General features: G+C 64.0%; 15 protein-coding genes and 1 tRNA gene. 5 read left to right on the forward strand and 11 right to left on the reverse strand.

Annotation, left to right across the window (positions count from 1 at the left end):
* Positions 1-18: 18 nt before the first annotated feature.
* Both CSC94_RS00910 and CSC94_RS00915 read right to left on the reverse strand, forming a co-directional pair.
* The gene (locus CSC94_RS00910; RefSeq protein WP_099302817.1) at positions 19-399 is read right to left on the reverse strand and encodes a response regulator; all 381 of its coding nucleotides are present in this window, start codon (positions 397-399) and stop codon (positions 19-21) included.
* 127 nt (positions 400-526) lie between these two features.
* Positions 527-949: a metallopeptidase family protein gene (locus CSC94_RS00915; RefSeq protein ID WP_099302819.1), complete on the reverse strand. Its 423-nt coding sequence runs from the start codon at positions 947-949 to the stop codon at positions 527-529.
* A gap of 236 nt (positions 950-1,185) precedes the next feature.
* On the opposite strand from CSC94_RS00915, the gene CSC94_RS24445 reads away from it, so the two are divergent.
* From CSC94_RS24445 to CSC94_RS00930, 3 genes are read left to right on the forward strand one after another with little or no spacing between them, the layout of a single operon-like run.
* The gene (locus tag CSC94_RS24445; protein WP_099302821.1) at positions 1,186-2,178 is read left to right on the forward strand and encodes an ImuA family protein; all 993 of its coding nucleotides are present in this window, start codon (positions 1,186-1,188) and stop codon (positions 2,176-2,178) included.
* Complete coding sequence (locus tag CSC94_RS00925) at positions 2,171-3,649, forward strand: DUF6504 family protein (protein WP_342585942.1); 1,479 nt, start codon at positions 2,171-2,173, stop codon at positions 3,647-3,649. The genes CSC94_RS24445 and CSC94_RS00925 overlap by 8 nt, the downstream gene beginning before the upstream one ends.
* A 15-nt stretch (positions 3,650-3,664) precedes the next feature.
* The gene (locus tag CSC94_RS00930) at positions 3,665-7,003 is read left to right on the forward strand and encodes an error-prone DNA polymerase (protein ID WP_099302823.1); all 3,339 of its coding nucleotides are present in this window, start codon (positions 3,665-3,667) and stop codon (positions 7,001-7,003) included.
* 21 nt (positions 7,004-7,024) lie between these two features.
* Here the strand turns inward: CSC94_RS00930 and CSC94_RS00935 are convergent, their stop codons facing one another.
* From CSC94_RS00935 to CSC94_RS00955, 5 genes are all read right to left on the reverse strand, one after another.
* Complete coding sequence (locus CSC94_RS00935; RefSeq protein ID WP_099302825.1) at positions 7,025-7,603, reverse strand: TetR/AcrR family transcriptional regulator; 579 nt, start codon at positions 7,601-7,603, stop codon at positions 7,025-7,027.
* A gap of 260 nt (positions 7,604-7,863) precedes the next feature.
* Positions 7,864-8,061, reverse strand: coding sequence for a Trm112 family protein (locus CSC94_RS00940; RefSeq protein ID WP_099302827.1), 198 nt, complete (start codon positions 8,059-8,061; stop codon positions 7,864-7,866).
* A 10-nt stretch (positions 8,062-8,071) separates the two neighbouring features.
* Positions 8,072-8,740 (reverse strand): LON peptidase substrate-binding domain-containing protein, encoded by a 669-nt coding sequence (locus CSC94_RS00945; RefSeq protein ID WP_099302830.1) that lies wholly within the window; start codon positions 8,738-8,740, stop codon positions 8,072-8,074.
* Between the two features lie 85 nt (positions 8,741-8,825).
* Entirely contained in the window at positions 8,826-9,794 is a 969-nt protein-coding gene (gene trxA / locus CSC94_RS00950; RefSeq protein WP_099302832.1) for a thioredoxin, read from the reverse strand.
* 45 nt (positions 9,795-9,839) lie between these two features.
* A complete protein-coding gene (locus CSC94_RS00955) occupies positions 9,840-10,349 on the reverse strand; it encodes a prolyl-tRNA synthetase associated domain-containing protein (RefSeq protein WP_099302834.1) in 510 nt (169 codons plus the stop codon).
* Positions 10,350-10,570: 221 nt separating this feature from the next.
* Here CSC94_RS00955 and CSC94_RS00960 point away from each other — a divergent pair.
* Positions 10,571-10,645: transfer RNA gene (locus tag CSC94_RS00960), tRNA-Gly, on the forward strand.
* 219 nt (positions 10,646-10,864) lie between these two features.
* The gene (holA, locus tag CSC94_RS00965) at positions 10,865-11,911 is read left to right on the forward strand and encodes a DNA polymerase III subunit delta (RefSeq protein ID WP_099302836.1); all 1,047 of its coding nucleotides are present in this window, start codon (positions 10,865-10,867) and stop codon (positions 11,909-11,911) included.
* A gap of 127 nt (positions 11,912-12,038) precedes the next feature.
* Here holA and CSC94_RS00970 read toward each other — a convergent pair whose 3' ends face one another.
* From CSC94_RS00970 to mnmG, 4 genes are read right to left on the reverse strand one after another with little or no spacing between them, the layout of a single operon-like run.
* Positions 12,039-12,920 (reverse strand): ParB/RepB/Spo0J family partition protein, encoded by an 882-nt coding sequence (locus tag CSC94_RS00970; RefSeq protein WP_099302838.1) that lies wholly within the window; start codon positions 12,918-12,920, stop codon positions 12,039-12,041.
* Between the two features lie 35 nt (positions 12,921-12,955).
* Complete coding sequence (locus tag CSC94_RS00975; protein ID WP_099302840.1) at positions 12,956-13,744, reverse strand: ParA family protein; 789 nt, start codon at positions 13,742-13,744, stop codon at positions 12,956-12,958.
* A gap of 43 nt (positions 13,745-13,787) precedes the next feature.
* Positions 13,788-14,420 carry a 16S rRNA (guanine(527)-N(7))-methyltransferase RsmG gene (gene rsmG / locus CSC94_RS00980; RefSeq protein WP_099302842.1) on the reverse strand — a complete coding sequence of 211 codons (633 nt, stop codon included), beginning with the start codon at positions 14,418-14,420 and terminating at the stop codon, positions 13,788-13,790.
* Positions 14,420-16,288, reverse strand: coding sequence for a tRNA uridine-5-carboxymethylaminomethyl(34) synthesis enzyme MnmG (gene mnmG / locus CSC94_RS00985; RefSeq protein ID WP_099302844.1), 1,869 nt, complete (start codon positions 16,286-16,288; stop codon positions 14,420-14,422). Before mnmG ends, rsmG begins: the two co-directional genes overlap by 1 nt.
* Positions 16,289-16,294 lie beyond the last annotated feature (6 nt).

Raw genomic sequence — 16,294 nt, forward strand, 5'->3', positions numbered from 1 at the left:
AGGCAGACGCGGAGGATGTCATCCGGCCATCCGGCTTTGGCGGGCGGGCGCTTCCGAGTCGCGCATCAGCAGGGCCATGGCCTTGAGATAGTCCACCGGCTTGTTCAGCAGCGGCGGATTGTCGAGGCCGGTCTGCTCGATGGCTTCGAGGCTCGCCCCTGACACCAGAAAGAAGGGCAGGCCGGCCGCGCGCAGGGCATGGGCAACGGGTGTGACCACCCCGTCCGGCAGGTTGAAGTCGAGAATGGCACCATCGACATCCTCCAGCAGGAGGATGCGTTGTGCCTCGGCAACGCTCTGTGCCAGGATCACCGCGTAGCCGGCCGTTTCGGCCTGTGTGGCGGCATCCATGGCAAGCCAGGCATCGTCTTCCACGATAAGCAGGGTCGGCTTGTGCATGGCAGTCCCTTTCGTCCCGTATTCCTTGTCTCCCGGAGCTTCAACGCGAAAGCGGACAAGGAGTTTCCCTGCCCTGAGATGCTCCGGCAACATGGTTAACGAAGGGTTCATGACAGGCCGGAAAGGCTCAGCCGGCTTCTTCCTCGATCCGCGTCATGTCATCGTCCGACAGGCCGAAATGGTGGCCGATCTCGTGGATCAGCACATGCACGACGATATCGCCCAGCGTCTCGTCGCTTTCCGCCCAGTAGTCGAGGATGGCCCGGCGGTAGAGCGTGATCCGGTTGGGCCCTTCGCCGGTTTGCGGGTTCCAGCGGTCCGCGATGCCGCGTCCCTCGAACAGGCCGAGCAGGTCGAACGGGGTTTCCAGCGCCAGGCCGTCGAGAATTTCCTCTTCCGGAAAATCGGAGACCTGGATGACGATGTCGCCGGTCAGCGCGCGAAACTGCCCGGGCAGATGGGCATAGGCCTCCCGCGCCATCAGCTCGAGCTCGTCGAGCGTGGGGGCGAAAGCGGTCTGCCAGTTTCGGGTCGAATAGATGCGGGCCATGGTGTTTTCCTGTCGCGCCCATATAGGGCCTTTTGCCGCGCGTTTGAAGAACGGGGAATCGATTCGCCCTGAAACCCGAAGGCAGGGAACAAGAATCTTTTCCTCTCCCGCTTGACTCCCCACGCGGGCTCTGGAATCCATAAGAACATAACAGGAACATAAACGCGGCGAACCATCCTCGGCAGCACGCTGCCCGGAGGAGGGGTCGTCATTGCCTGATGAGAAGGACGAGCGCCATGGCCAGCCGTGCCGTGTCGAAGGAGCTTTTGCGCGATCTGCGCCGCCAGATTGCCGCCATCGAGGATGACACGCCCCGCCTTCAGCCGGGCAGTGACATCGGCGATGGCGGAAACGCGCCCACGGACTCCGCCACGCTTTTGCGTGAAGGGGGCCGTGCGATCGAAGGCTTGCGCTTTACCCGCGCGCAACGCGTCTCGACCGGCGACGAGGAGGCCGACCGTCTCATGGGAGGCGGTTTGCCGCGAGCGGCCCTGAGCGAGGTGATCGCGCCGGAAACCCGCGATACCGGCGCCGCCATGGCGCTGGCCATGGCTCTCGCCCTCAGGGCAGGGCCGCCGGGCGGGCCATCCAGGTCCCACGCACCGCTGCTCTGGGCCACGACCCGGCAGGCATTCTCCGAGGCCGGCATGCCCTGGGCGCCTGGCCTGGCTGACCTTCTCGGCCTGGATTCGCAGCGCCTTCTGGTCGCCGCCGTACCGCGCCTGGCCGACCTGCTCTGGATCGCCGGCGAGGCAGCGCCGCTCGCCGGGCTCTGCGCGGTCATCCTGGAATTGCGCGGCAATCCGGCAGCCTGCGACCTGGCGACGACGCGCCGCCTGCACATGCGGGCCCGCCAGGCCGGGCGGCCCGTCATCCTGCTGCGCCAGGCCGCCCGGCCGGAAGCCAGTGCCGCCCTGCTTCGCCTTCTCGTGCGCGCGGCTCCCTCGGCGGCCGTCACCGCCTTCGGCGTGCCGGTCGACGGCACGATCGGCAATCCCGCCTTTCACCTGACTGTCGACAAGGGTGCGCCCGAGCGCGCCGACCTGATCCTGGAGTGGAATCGTGATGACCAGCGATGTGTCCTGCGCCCCGGAAAACCGGACATCCGGCAACCTGCCAGCCGGTCGCCGCATCCTGGCGCTGTGGTTTCCCTTTCTTCCTACCGACCGGATCCTGGTCGCCCGTCATGGCCCGGCCTGGCGCAGCCGCCCGCCCGCAACCGTGGCTGACCGGCCGCCGCTGGTCCTCGCCGGGACCATCGCGAACACGCAGCGGCTGTCGGCCTGTTGCGAACGCGCCGGCCGGCTCGGCCTTGCCCCCGGTCTCGGCCTGGCCGCGGCCCGTGCCATGCATCCGGGAATCGAGGTCCTGCCAGCCGAACCGGAAAGCGACAGCCGCTTCCTCCGGCATCTCGCCCATTGGGCGACCCGCTTCACCCCGCTGGTCGGTCTCGACGGGCCGGACGGGCTTTTTCTCGACATCGCCGGCTGCGCCCATCTCTTCGGCGGGGAGCAGGGCCTGATGACCGAGGCCGTGACACGCGCCGGAGCGCTTGGCCTCGCCGTTCAGGCCGGCCTTGCCTCGACGGTCGGGACCGCGTTCGCTGCCGCCCGGCTGCGCCCCGGGGCCATGGTGGGGCCGGGCACGGAAGAGGCATTCCTGGCGCCTCTCCCCCTGTCGGCCCTGCGTCTGGAAGGAAAGGCGGAGGCCGGGCTGCGCGCCGTGGGCCTCTCCACTGTCGGGCGCCTGGCCGCCCAGCCGCGTGCCGCCATTGCCCGGCGTTTCGGCAGCGCCGTCATCGCCCGCCTCGATTCCGCCCTTGGCCGGGCCGGCGAGACGGTTTCCCCGCTCATGCCCGTTGCGGACCTGTCGGCCGAGCGCCGCCTGGCCGAACCTGCCGTGCTGACCGAGCAGATCGAGGAAATCACCCTTGGCCTGGCCCGCGCGCTGAAGCCGGCGCTGGAGGCCCGTGGCCGGGGCGCCCGGCGGCTGGAACTGGCGCTCTGGCGCACCGATGGCGCGGTCAGGCGCCTGTCCGTCGGAACCGCCCGGCCGCTGCGCGATCCGCAAGCGATCCGCAACCTGTTTCGCGAGCGCCTGGCCGCCCTCGACGGCACGCTGGAGACCGGCTGCGGCTTCGAGATCCTGCGTCTCTCGGTCCTGGCATCCGCAGCCTTCGAGGAAAGCCAGCGCGACCTCGCGGGGGACCCGCGCGAAGGCTCGGAAGCCGTGGCCGCCTTTGCCGAGCGGGCCATGGCGCGCCTCGGTCCGCAAGCGCTCCTGGCACCGGCCCTGCACCAGACCCATTGCCCGGAACGGGCCGCCGCGCTTGTTCCCTTCGTGGACCATGAGCCGGCATCGTCCCGCATGGCGTCCGGCAGCCTGGCGTCTGCCCGGCATGGCCCGGCAGCGCCGCGCCCCATCCGCCTTTTCGGCCATCCCGAACCCGTCGATGCCATTTCGGGCATTCCGGACGGTCCCCCGGCCTCTTTCCGCTGGCGCCGTGTGCATTACCGTGTCGCCCGCGCCGAAGGGCCGGAACGCATTGCCCCGGAATGGTGGCGAGAGCCTGCCGCAACGCCGGTTCGCGATTACTGGCGGGTGGAGGACGAGACAGGTCGCCGCTTCTGGCTTTACCGCGCCGGGTTTCACGAGGGATCCGCGCCCGCCCGCTGGTTCCTGCATGGCCTCTTTGCCTGAGGGAGCGCACCGACCATGCAGGCCTACGCGGAATTCGCATGCCGCTCCAGCTTCTCCTTCCTCGAGGGCGCATCCCATCCCGAGGAACTCGCCGTCACGGCAAAACGGCTGGGCCTGTCCGCCCTTGGCCTGGCCGACCGCAACACCGTGGCCGGTGTCGTTCGCCTGCACCAGGCCGCCCGCGAGGCCGGCCTTGCTTTCCATCCCGGCGCGCGCCTGGTTTTCGCCGATGGCGCGGGGCCGGTACTGGCCTACCCGAGGAACCGCCGCGGCTGGGGCAATCTCTGCCGCATGCTGACAGCAGCCAACATGCGGGGCGAGAAGGGAGCGCCTGTCCTTGAGACCGGCGACCTGATGGAATGGGGCGAGGAAATGGCGCTCGCCTGCCTCGATGAGCCCCATCGGACCGACGACGACCGCCTGGCGCGGCTCATTGCCCTGAAGGACCGGTTCGGCACCAGCCTGCGCCTCGGCCTGGCGCCGTGTTTCGACGGAACTCACGACCGCCGGCTGGCCGCCGCCCGGCTATTGGCCGGCAAGGCCGGCGTTCCCCTCATGGCCTTGGCCGATGCCCGCTTTCACGCGGTCGGCCGGCGCGATCTCGCCGACGTTCTCGCCGCCATCCGCCTCGGTCAGCCCGTCGAGAAGGCCGGCTATGGCCTGGCGGCCAATGGCGAGGCCCACCTGCGCGGTCCGCAGGACATGGCACGCCTGTTCCAGACCTGCCCCGGGGCGATCCGGGAAACCCTGCGCTTTGCCGGCGAACTGACCTTCTCGCTCGACGAGTTGCGCCATGAATACCCGGACGAGCCCTGCGGCCGAAGCGCGACGCCGCAGGAAGAGCTGGCACGGTTGGCATGGGAAGGCGCGGACCGGCGCTATCCGGATGGCGTGCCGGACAGGGTCAAGGCGCAGATCAGGCACGAACTGAACCTGATCGCCGGTCTCGATTATGCCCGCTACTTCCTGACCGTCCATGACATCGTCCGTTTTGCCCGTTCGCAAGGCATCCTGTGCCAGGGGCGCGGCTCGGCGGCCAATTCGACCGTCTGCTTCTGCATCGGCATCACCGAGGTCGATCCTGCACTGACCGACCTTCTGTTCGAACGCTTTATCTCGCCGGAACGGCGCGAACCGCCCGACATCGATGTCGATTTCGAGCATGAACGGCGCGAGGAGGTGATCCAGTACATTTACGCGAAATACGGCCGCGACCGCGCCGGCCTTGCCGCGACCGTCATCACCTATCGCGCCCGCTCTGCCCTGCGCGAGGTCGGCAAGGTGCTGGGCCTGTCGGCCGATGCGATTTCCGCCATGTCCGGCTCGGTCTGGGGCTGGTCCTCGGCCGATCTCGGCGAACGCGAGGCGAGGGCAGGCGGGCTCGACACGCAGAGCCCCGAAACCGCCCATGTCCTGCGGCTGGCCACGGAGATCCTCGGCTTTCCCCGCCACCTGTCGCAGCATGTCGGCGGCTTCGTCATCACCAAGGACCGCCTCGACGAGGTCGTACCGGTCACCCGCTCGGCGATGGACGGGCGCACCATGGTGGAATGGGACAAGGACGATCTCGATGCGCTCGGGATCCTCAAGATCGACGTCCTGGCGCTTGGCATGCTCACCTGCCTGTCACGGGGCTTGAAACTGCTGCAGGCGCACTATGGCGAGGCCTTGACCCTGGCCACCATTCCCAAGGAGGAGGAGGAAATCTACGCCATGATCTGCCGGGCCGACACGCTTGGCGTCTTCCAGATCGAGAGCCGGGCGCAGATGACCATGCTGCCGCGCCTGCGGCCCCGGGAATTCTACGATCTCGTCATCGAGGTCGCCATCGTGCGTCCCGGTCCCATCCAGGGCGACATGGTGCACCCCTACCTGCGCCGCCGCCAGGGCAAGGAGGCGGTCACCTATCCCAGCCGGGAACTCGAGCAGGTGCTGGGCAAGACGCTGGGCGTTCCGCTGTTCCAGGAACAGGCCATGAAGATCGCCATCGTTGCCGCCGGCTTCTCCCCGGGCGAGGCCGACCGTCTGCGCCGCGCCATGGCCACCTTCCGCCGCGTCGGCACCATCCACACCTTCCAGGCGAAGATGATCGAGGGCATGGCCGCGAACGGCTACGACCGGGAGTTCGCCGAGCGCTGTTTCCGCCAGATCGAGGGTTTCGGCGAATACGGTTTCCCCGAAAGTCACGCCGCCTCCTTCGCCCTGCTGGTCTATGCCTCCTGCTGGCTGAAGGCGCGCTACCCGGACGTCTTCTGCGCCGCCATCCTCAATTCCCAGCCCATGGGCTTCTATGCACCGGCCCAGCTGGTGCGCGATGCCCGCGAGCATGGCGTCGAGGTGCGCCCGCCCGACATCAACCATTCCGGCTGGGATTCCACGCTGGAAGAGGACGGTTTCGATCCGGCACGCATTGCCCCGCGCCACCGTAGCATGGCCGGCGTGATCCGGGCCGGCAAGGCCGTGCGCCTCGGCTTCCGGCAGATCAAGGGTCTCGGCGAGGCCGACATGGCGAAGCTCGTCGCCGCCCGTGGACCGGGCTATGATTCGGTGCGCGACCTCTGGCTGCGCTCCGGGCTCGGGCCTTCTGTCATCGAGAAGCTGGCCGAGGCCGATGCCTTCGGCTCGCTGGGGCTGGACCGCCGGGCCGCGCTCTGGGCCGCCCAGGCCCTGGACGGAGGCCAGGCAGCGGAACACCTGCCCCTGTTCGACCGGCCAGGCACCGCGCTGCGGGACCGGGAGCCCGATGCCCACCTGCCCCCCATGCCACCGGGCGAGCAGGTGATCCACGATTACCACAGCCTGTCGCTTTCCCTGAAGGCCCATCCGCTGTCCTTCCTGCGCGCCCGGCTGAGCGCGGCACGCATCGAGCCTGCAGGACGCCTGGATTCCATCCCGTCCGGACGGTTCGTCGATGTTTGCGGCCTGGTGCTGGTACGCCAGCGGCCGGGCTCGGCCAAGGGCGTGGTCTTCATGACGCTGGAGGACGAGACAGGCGTGGCCAATATCATCGTCTGGCCCAAGGTGCTGGAACGCTTCCGCCCGGTGGTCCTGGGAGCACGGCTCGTCCGCGTGGCAGGCCGGCTGCAAAATGAAAGCGGCGTCATCCACGTGGTTGCCCAGCGCCTCGAGGATGCGACTCCTCTTCTGGCGGGCCTGTCAGAGGAATCGCTGCTGATCGAAAGCCTGGCCAATGCCGACGAGGTGCGCCGCCCGATCGAGGACATGCGCGCGAAGGTCAAGCCGGCCTCGCGGCTCGGCCGCTTGCTGAAGGAAGAACCGGCGCTGGCAGGCGATCTCGCCACGCTGTCCCGCCAGGCCCGGTCCGTCATGCCGAAGGGACGCAATTTTCATTGATCCCGCGCAGCCGGGAACCGGTCATCCGCGCGGCGGCGTCAGCAGGATGTGTTCCATGCGTCGGAAGCTCTCCGACAGGATCGTCGCGTCGCCAAGCGCGTGGGCGAGCGCGATGCCGCCCTGCCATTCCGAGATCGCCGACCGCGCCATGCCCAGCGCCACAGACGGGCGGATGCCCAGCCGGCCCAGTTCCCGCGCCGCAAACCCGATCAGCAAGGCGAAGCTCTCGGCCGCCCGCTCCGATGCCGGACGCTGATCGCGCCGGAAATCGCGCGCGCACAGCGCGATCGGGCAGCCGTGATCGACACGCGACCGCATCGAGCGGGAGAGACGGTCGACCAGCCCGGAAAGACGCTGGCGCGGATCGCTGGTCTCCGCCGTGATCGCATCGATCATCGCTTCGGTCTCGCCGACAAAGATATCGGCCACGGCCTGGGCCAGGTCCGCCTTGGACTTGTAATAGTAGTAGACATTGCCGAGCGGCACCTGGGCCTTGTCCGCGATGTCGGCAATGGAGGTCGCCGCGAATCCGCGGATCCAGAACAGTTCCGCCGCCGAAGCCGCAAGCGCCTGCCGCTTGCTGTTGCCGCGCCTCGTCACCGTGTCATGACCCCCGCGGATCGTGTCCGGAATTCATTAAAAATGTGCAGGATGGAGCAGTCGTGCGGGCAGGCGGACAGCGTAAATGCTCTGCTGGGCAATTCGTTTCTCCGTATCGCTGATCCCGGGAATTCCGGAGCGCAGACCACAGCAAAAGCTCCGGTGGTCCAGCCTTCTCCGGGAAAACAACGTCGGTGATAAGTTGCCCGACTGACTCAGCAAACGCAAGACGCCCGCTCCGGGCGCATTGACGCAAACGCTCAGTCCTCGATTTGCCGCGCTTCGGAGGGCAGCAGAATGGGAATTCCGCCCTGGACAGGATAGGCCAGCCGCGCCGACTTCGACACCAGTTCGTTGCGCTCCGCGTCGAAGACAAGGCTCGACTTGGTCAGCGGACAGACCAGCAGTTCCAGCATGCGGGGATCGATGCGCATGCGCCGTTCCGGCTCCGAACCCATCGCGCCTCTCCTATTGCAGGTTGATCGGCGAATCTTCCTGGTCGCGCAGGGCCATTTCCGTGATCGCAACCAGTGTTTCCGCCCGCGATTTCAGGTCGCCCGCCTCGAGCAGCGCCTGTTTCTCGGCCGCACCGTAGGGCGCCATCATCGACAGCGCATTGACGAGCGTCACGTTGGCCGCGCGCGTCACGCTTTCCCAGTCGGCTTCCATGTCATTGGCGTCGAGATAGGCGCGGAAAGCCGTCAGCAGCGCCTCGCGATCGATCGCGCTTTCCTGCTCGTCCTGTTTCAGGTCCGCGATGAAATGGGAAACCTTTGCCTGACGGTACGGCGTGCGCACGGTCAGTTCCTCGATCACGCGGAACCGCGTCACGCCGTCGAGCGAGATGATGTAGCGGCCATCGCCTGTCTCGGCGAAAGAGGTGATGCGCCCCATGCAGCCGACATGGCAAAGACCGGGCTCCCCGTCGGCACGTTTGGCGCCGTCGAGCGACGGCTGGATCATCCCGATATGGCGGCCGCCGGCCAATGCGTCATCGACCATTTGCAGGTAACGCGGCTCGAAGATGTTCAATGGCATCCGACCACCCGGCAGCAGCAGCGCGCCGGACAGCGGAAACACCGGGATTACGGCAGCAAGGTCGTGTTCACCCCGGTAACGGGCATTGCCAACCTGCATGCGGACACCTCATTCTTCTGCATCTCGACCGAAAGATGGGCCGCCCGGAAAGAAACTCAAGGCTTCTTTCCGGCGAGGCGCACGATCACGAGAACAGCAGCGAGGAAAGCTTGCGCCGCGCGGCCAGCGTGACCGGGTCGCCCATGCCCCAGGCCTCGAAGAACTGCAGAAGCTGTGCGCGGGCCGCGCCGTTGTTCCACTCGCGGTCCGCCTTGATGACGGCGAGCAGGTGATCGGCCGCCTTCTCGCGATTGCCCTTCGCGTTCTCGATCTTGGCAAGATCCATCCGGGCGCCGTGATCCGCCGGGTCGTCCGCCAGCCGGCGCGCCAGTTCCATCGGGTCGCCGAGCGAGGCAACCTCGCCGTCAAGCGCCATCCTGGCCTTCAATCCCTTGACCGATTCGGTCTCCTGCTTGTCGGCAGGAATCCGTTCGAGCAGCTGCTCGGCCTGATCCTTGTCACCCATGTCATAGAGAACCGTCGCCGCCTGCCCCAGCACATCCGCATTTTCGGGGTCCTGCTGCAGGATCGCGCCGTAGATCTGGAGGGCCGCCTGGTTGTCGCCCGCGTCGCGCGCCTGGTTTGCCGCGTCAAGCGCTTCCTTGACCGCGTCGCCACCCCCGCCACCGAGCTTCTCGATGAATTGCCGGATCTGCGTTTCGGGCAGGGCGCCCATGAACCCGTCCACCGGCTGGCCATTGACGAAGGCGAACACCGCAGGGATCGACTGCACGCCCAGCTGACCCGCAATCTGCGGGTGCTCATCGATGTTCATCTTCACCAGCTTGACCTTGCCGCCAGCTTCACGAACGACCTTTTCGATCGCCGGGCCCAGCTGCCGGCACGGACCGCACCAGGGTGCCCAGAAATCGACCAGCACAGGCTGGTTTTTCGATTCCTCGATCACGTCGGCGCGGAAAGCCGCGGTCGTCGTGTCCTTGATCAGGTCCTTTGTGCCCGAAGCGGCAGCGCCGCTGCCCGGATTCTGCCCGAAGGAAACGGTCGTATCGTACCCGCCCGCACCCGTCTGGTAGGGGTTGTTGCCATTCGTCATGAAAATTGCTCCCGCAAGAGACCGATCGATCCGGCCCGTTGCTGCTTAGTTTGCGATTTGCTCGCCAAGATTCAAGATGTTTGCCCGATGACCGGTGGCTTCAATGAAACGGACCAGGTCCGCGGGCGCGATCGAGGATGTGGCGGTGTTGACCAGCGGATGGCAGTTCACCACGTCGTGGTCCATCAGGGTCGAGTCGATGAAGATGGAGACCTTGCCTGCCGCATCGTTGATGACGCCGAACGCGGTAACGGCGCCAGGCGTGACCCCGAGAAGGGCCTCCATGGCTTCCGGCTTGCCGAAGGACACCCGGCTTGCCGCACCGATCTGCTGGTGGATCCGTTTCAGATCCACCACGGCCTCTTCCTCGACGGTCAGCAGGAAGTAATTGTCTTTCTTGTCCTTGAGAAACAGGTTCTTCGTGTGCCCGCCCGGGATCTGCCCGCGCAACGCCTGCGATTGCGCCACGGTGAACAGCGGATCGTGTTCGACCGTGGTCACCGGGATATCGTGCTTTTCAAGGAAGGCATAAAGCCCGTCCGGACCGATCATCATGACCACCTGTAGTGTTTGCGACAGCTTGTTTTTCCGCGTTCTTCCCGATCGGGACCCGTGACACAAGCCACCGGAACCGTCAGCCATCCGACAGTCCTGCTACGCCGACTGGGCGCTTTGAAAAAAATCGCACCGCTATCGAGGAATCGTGCTTTTCCCTGTTGCATTCCTCTGCGGCTTCAGCCATATAGGCGCCGCTCGCGAGGACAACTCGCAGGTGAGCGGGTGTAGCTCAGGGGTAGAGCACAACCTTGCCAAGGTTGGGGTCGTGGGTTCGAATCCCATCGCCCGCTCCAAATTTCAAAAAGACCCGGCGCAAGCCGGGTTTTTTTGTGCCCGGAATCCTGCGCTCCAACGCGTCCTTCGATCTGACACTTTCCCGTCCAGCCAGGCCGTGGTAGAGCGGTTCGGGGACAAACAGGGCATGGCAGTCTTCGCTACACTGCGAAAAAACAAGGAGTTAAGGCATCTTCGCTGATGATATCCGCCGGCAGGACCGCTTTTTCACTCGATGAATGGCCCAGAAGAAAGCACATGAAGCGGATGCATGGATTTCCCGGCCGGAGCCGGGCGCGCGGATTGTCCTGATTTACGGTACGGACCGCGGCGTTGTGTCCGAGCGCGCGAGAAAGTTTGCCGCCGCGACGGGCATTCCTCTGGATGACCCGTTTGCAACTATCCGGATGGACGCCGACGCCCTGGCATCGGAGCCCGGGAACCTGATCGATGAAGCCCGCATGGTCTCCATGTTTGGCGGCCAGAGGCTCATCTGGGTGACCGGCGGCGGAACCCAGAAGGGACTCGTCTCGGCGGTCAAGGTGCTTGTTGAAGAACCGCCGACCGATTGCGTCATCCTGATCGAAGCGGGCGACCTGAAGAAGGGCGCGACAACCCTTCGCGGCATCGTCGAATCCGCCTCCTCGGCCATGGCCCTGCCCTGCTACGCCGATGATGCGCGCAAGCTCGACCAGATCATCAATGAGGAACTGGCCGCTGCCCGGATGACGATCACGCTTGAAGCCCGTGAACTGCTCAAGTCCGGACTGGGTGGCGATCGCCTCGCAAGTCGCGGCGAAATTGCCAAGCTCGTGCTTTACGCCATGGGAAAACCGCAGATAACGGTCGAGGATGTGGCGGAATCCATCGGCGATGTCGCTGCCTCGTCTGCGGACGATGCGGTGGATGCAGCCATCACCGGTCGGATCGAAGATCTCGATATTGCCGTCCAGCGCCTGCTTGCCGGCGGCAGCCCGCCGTTCCTCCTTCTGTCCGCGGCCATGCGCCGTTTCGCGCAGTTGCAGGAGTTGCGACTGGCAGTGGAGACAGCGGGAAAGACGGTCCAGGCAGCCGTTGCCTCGGCGCGACCGCCCGTGTTTTTCGCCAGGCGCCCGGCGATGGAGGCCGCGCTCGGCGCCTGGACCGGTAGCGCAATTGGGCGGATTCTCGATCGACTTCAGCAGGCCATTCTCGACATACGCCGCACCCCGTCTCTGGAAGCCGAGATGACACGGCAGGCAATGCTGGCAATCGCCGTCGAAAGCATTCGCGCGAGACGTCTCTAAAGCATTGAAAAGAATAATCTAAATGCAGCCCAATGACCCATCGAACGGCATTCGGAGCCACCGGACGGCGGTAGAAACAGGATCGCGGATCCGGCTTCCCTCCGCGACCGGAGATCAGACCCGCCGCCTAACGCTGAAGCCTTCGACAAACCTCGTCTAGTTGCTCAAGGTTCTTGTAGGAAATCTTGACCAATCCACCCTGGTTGTCATGGTCGATGACCACCTTCATGCCAAGCGCATCGCCGACGAGCTTTTCCAGAGCAAGCGTATCGGCATCTTTCGGCGCCTTCGGATTGGCCGATTTCGACCCCGTGGTCTTTCCCGACCCATCCTGCTGCAAGGCTTCTGCCTGCCGTACCGACAACCCGTCTCTCACGATCCGCTGTGCCAGCCCCATGGGATCGTCAGCTGTGACGAGCGTCCGGGCATGGCCCGCGGACAGCGATCCGTCCACCAGCATGGACCGGACATCGTCGGGCAGCTTGAGAAGCCGCAGCGTGTTGGCGACATGGCTCCGACTCTTTCCGATCACCTGGGCGAGATCAGCCTGCGTATAGTTGTGATCCTCGATCAGCTGCTGATAACCCAGCGCTTCCTCGACCGGATTGAGATCCGAGCGCTGAACGTTCTCGACGATGGCGAGTTCAAGCGCGACCCTGTCATCAACGTCGCGAACGAGAATCGGAACATCCGACAGGCCGGCAAGCTGCGCTGCCCGCCAGCGCCGTTCACCGGCGATGATCTCGAAATGACCGTCCTGTGCTGCACTTGGCCGCACAACCACCGGCTGGACGACCCCGTGTTCCCGGATGGATTGTGCAAGATCCCGCAGATCATCCTCTGAGAAATGCCGGCGCGGATTGCGCGGGTTGCGGTCGATCAGCTCGATCGGTGCCTTGCCATCCGCTGCCGCCTTCGGCTTCTCGACCTCTGCATCCGGCTTGTCCATTTCACCGATCAAGGCGGCCAGACCGCGTCCAAGGCGGCGTTTCGAAGGATCTTCATTCATGCGTTTCAAGTCCAGACAGGTGGGGGGCTTAACGATCAGGCAGCCTTGAGTTGCCGCTCGCGGCGAATGACTTCGGACGCAAGCTGCAGGTAGGCCTGGCTGCCGGAACACTTCAGATCGTAAAGGATAGCCGGCTTTCCATGCGACGGCGCTTCGGAAATCCGTACATTTCGGGGGATGATCGTCTTGTAGACCTTGTCGCCCATATGTGCGCGAACGTCGGCAACCACCTGGTTCGCCAGGTTGTTCCGCCCGTCGAACATCGTCAGGACGATTCCCTGGATTTCAAGCCGGGGGTTGATGCTCGACCGGACCTGCTCAACCGTTTGCAGCAACTGGCTCAAGCCCTCCAGGGCAAAGAATTCACACTGCAGCGGAACAAGCACGGAGTCGGCCGCGGCCATCGCATTCAGGGTCAGCAGGTTCAACGAGGGTGGGCAATCGATCAGGATGTAATCATACCCGTGGTTTCCGTCCCGGATCGCGTTCCGAAGGCGAAGCACGCGGTCGGCCGAACCGGCTATTTCCATCTCGACACCGAGGAGATCCATGGTCGAGGGGACCACGTCGAGATCGGGGACCGCGGTATGAACCACCGTTTCAGTCAGTTGTTTATCCCCGACAAGCACGTCATAGGCCGACACGACGCGCTCCGACCGTTCGATACCAAGGCCTGTGCTCGCGTTCCCCTGCGGATCGAGATCCACGATCAGGACGCGCTCGCCAATAGCCGCCAGCGCCGTGCCCAGGTTGATCGCCGTCGTCGTTTTGCCAACGCCACCCTTTTGATTGGCCAGCGTGATGATCCGGGTTTCTTTGGTCATGATACCGTATCCATGATGCCAGGGCTTGCTTCAAAAACTGTCGTCAACGCCGGACTGGCCGCGAGATTTCGAGAACAACGCTGTCGTCATCGACCGCACTTGCATGTTCTACCAGATCGTAGTCCCAGTTTCTTCCGCTTTCTTCGATTTCCCGTTTGTATCCACGGCCTTTTGGAAACAGCGCCCTTGTATCCGGACCAAACAGCGGAAACGAAAGGTCAAGAAGCCGGTCAAGCGGTGCAAGTGCCCTTGCCGTCACCAGATCTGGCTGTTTCACGTGAATCACGGCATCTTCGATTCGTTCGGACAAGACGGACACCTTGGCCCCTGTCGCCGCACGAACCGCATGAAGAAACGCTGTCTTTTTCCGATTGCTCTCGACGAGGGTCACATGTCCGGTACCGTCACGCAGCAGGATTCCGATCACCATCCCCGGTAGTCCACCGCCGGAACCCAAATCGACCCAGGACGAGCGTCTCTGCGGATCGAACCGCATCAGCTGCGCGGAATCCAGGATATGCCTGGACCAGAACGATTTCTCGGTAGAGGGCGCAATCAGGTTGATGCGCTGGTTCCATTGCAGAAACATCGACTGATATTCCAAAAGGAATGCGTATGTTTCACGTGAAACGTCACCGCAAACAACCGATAGTTCAGAATGTAGGTCCTGTTGCATCACGCCGCTACGACCGACACTCGTCTTGTTTTCCGAATCTGCGCAAGCAACAACGCCATCGCCGCGGGTGTCATTCCGTCGATCTTGTTCGCGGCAGCCATGGTCCCCGGACGACGATCCATCAACTTTCCCTTCAATTCATTGGAAAGCCCGACAATTTCTGAATAATCGAAATCATCGGGGATGGCAGTCGCCTCCTCCTTCGCGAGCGCTTCGATGTCCGCTTGCTGGCGTTCAAGATAAACCGAATAGGACGCCTCGGTTTCAAGCAAGGCCTGCACAGTCTGTCCGAGATTACCGAGTTCAGGAGCAAGCTTTACGACGTCTTTGAAGACGACATCCTCTAGGGAAAGGAGGTCAAGCCCATTGCGCCGAACGCCATCGCGACGCAACCGTATTCCCGCTTGCCCTGCCTCATCTGGGGAAATGGCAAGCTCCTCCAGCACGCGATAGCCTCTGTCATACTCTGCCTGCAGGCGTCCGAAACCGTCCTGACGCTCACGACTCGCGATCCCTAGGGCAATGGCCCTTGGTGTCAGCCTGAGATCCGCGTTGTCTGCCCGAAGGCTGAGCCGGAACTCGGACCGGGACGTAAACATCCTGTAGGGTTCGGTGATACCCTTGGTGACGAGGTCATCAATCATCACGCCAATGTAACTCTCGCTGCGCGAAAAGATGACCGGATCCAGGCTCAGTGCATATCGCGCCGCATTCAAACCCGCGACCAGACCTTGACCGGCTGCCTCTTCATATCCGGTGGTACCATTGATCTGCCCGGCCAGATAAAGCCCGCTCAGGCTTTTCACACTAAGCGTCGCATCGAGTGCCCTCGGATCGACATGGTCATACTCGATAGCATAGCCAGGCTGTAGAATCTTCACGGCTTCTAGGCCCGGGATCGTCGCCAGCATTTGTTCCTGCGCATCCGCAGGCAACGAAGTCGATATCCCGTTTGGATAGACCGTGTGATCATCCAGTCCTTCGGGCTCCAGAAAAATCTGATGACCGTCGCGATCCCCGAATCGGACGATCTTGTCTTCGATGGAAGGGCAGTATCGCGGACCAATACCTTCGATCCGTCCGGAGTACATTGCGGAACGACCGAGATTCTCCCGAATGACGTCGTGGGTCCGCTGACTCGTCCGTGTGATGCCGCATTGGATCTGCCGGTTCGGAATCGACTCTGTCAACAGCGAGAAGGGCACGGGGTCTGCATCCGCGTCCTGGAGGCCGACATGGCTCCAGTCAATCGTTCGTCCATCCAGCCGCGGAGGTGTTCCTGTTTTCAACCGGCCCATCGGGAGGCCCAATGATCGGAAATCATCTGCCAGTGATACCGATGCGGGATCGCCCATACGGCCAGCGGTGAACTGCTGATCGCCAATATGAATCAGTCCTGACAGGAAGGTGCCAGTCGTCATGACGACCGCCAAACATTCCAACTCGTCGCCGGATGCAAGCGTGACACCGGTGATTTTGTCGTTGCGCCTCTTCAGTCTCGCAACTTCACCTTCGACCAGTGTAAGGTTTTCGATCTCACGCAACGCCTGCTGCATGGCGTTGCGATACAGCTTTCGATCCGCCTGGGTCCGCGGTCCACGAACGGCGGCCCCCTTGCGGCGGTTCAGCAAACGGAACTGGATACCGGCTGCATCGGCAATCCGTCCCATCAAGCCGTCTAATGCATCCACCTCCCGGACGAGATGACCCTTGCCGAGACCGCCAATCGCGGGGTTACACGACATGACGCCGATCTTGTCCAGCGCCATGCTGATCAAAGCGGTTCTTGCACCGGAACGCGCAGCGGCCGAGGCGGCTTCGCAGCCGGCATGACCTCCACCGATCACGATAACATCATACATGACCATTCTCTT

The organism is Zhengella mangrovi, from assembly GCF_002727065.1.
GTDB lineage: Bacteria > Pseudomonadota > Alphaproteobacteria > Rhizobiales > Rhizobiaceae > Zhengella > Zhengella mangrovi.

Excerpts from the sequence above, each read along its gene's own strand:
- CSC94_RS24445 (WP_099302821.1), top strand. The coding sequence starts at position 1,186 with ATGGCCAGCCGTGCCGTGTCGAAGGAGCTTTTGCGCGATCTGCGCCGC.
- holA (WP_099302836.1), top strand. The coding sequence starts at position 10,865 with ATGGCCCAGAAGAAAGCACATGAAGCGGATGCATGGATTTCCCGGCCG.
- CSC94_RS00910 (WP_099302817.1), bottom strand. The coding sequence starts at position 399 with ATGCACAAGCCGACCCTGCTTATCGTGGAAGACGATGCCTGGCTTGCC.
- CSC94_RS00970 (WP_099302838.1), bottom strand. The coding sequence starts at position 12,920 with ATGAATGAAGATCCTTCGAAACGCCGCCTTGGACGCGGTCTGGCCGCC.
- CSC94_RS00945 (WP_099302830.1), bottom strand. The coding sequence starts at position 8,740 with ATGCAGGTTGGCAATGCCCGTTACCGGGGTGAACACGACCTTGCTGCC.
- CSC94_RS00915 (WP_099302819.1), bottom strand. The coding sequence starts at position 949 with ATGGCCCGCATCTATTCGACCCGAAACTGGCAGACCGCTTTCGCCCCC.
- trxA (WP_099302832.1), bottom strand. The coding sequence starts at position 9,794 with ATGACGAATGGCAACAACCCCTACCAGACGGGTGCGGGCGGGTACGAT.
- CSC94_RS00975 (WP_099302840.1), bottom strand. The coding sequence starts at position 13,744 with ATGACCAAAGAAACCCGGATCATCACGCTGGCCAATCAAAAGGGTGGC.
- CSC94_RS00930 (WP_099302823.1), top strand. The coding sequence starts at position 3,665 with ATGCAGGCCTACGCGGAATTCGCATGCCGCTCCAGCTTCTCCTTCCTC.
- rsmG (WP_099302842.1), bottom strand. The coding sequence starts at position 14,420 with ATGCAACAGGACCTACATTCTGAACTATCGGTTGTTTGCGGTGACGTT.
- CSC94_RS00955 (WP_099302834.1), bottom strand. The coding sequence starts at position 10,349 with ATGATGATCGGTCCGGACGGGCTTTATGCCTTCCTTGAAAAGCACGAT.
- mnmG (WP_099302844.1), bottom strand. The coding sequence starts at position 16,288 with ATGGTCATGTATGATGTTATCGTGATCGGTGGAGGTCATGCCGGCTGC.
- CSC94_RS00940 (WP_099302827.1), bottom strand. The coding sequence starts at position 8,061 with ATGGGTTCGGAGCCGGAACGGCGCATGCGCATCGATCCCCGCATGCTG.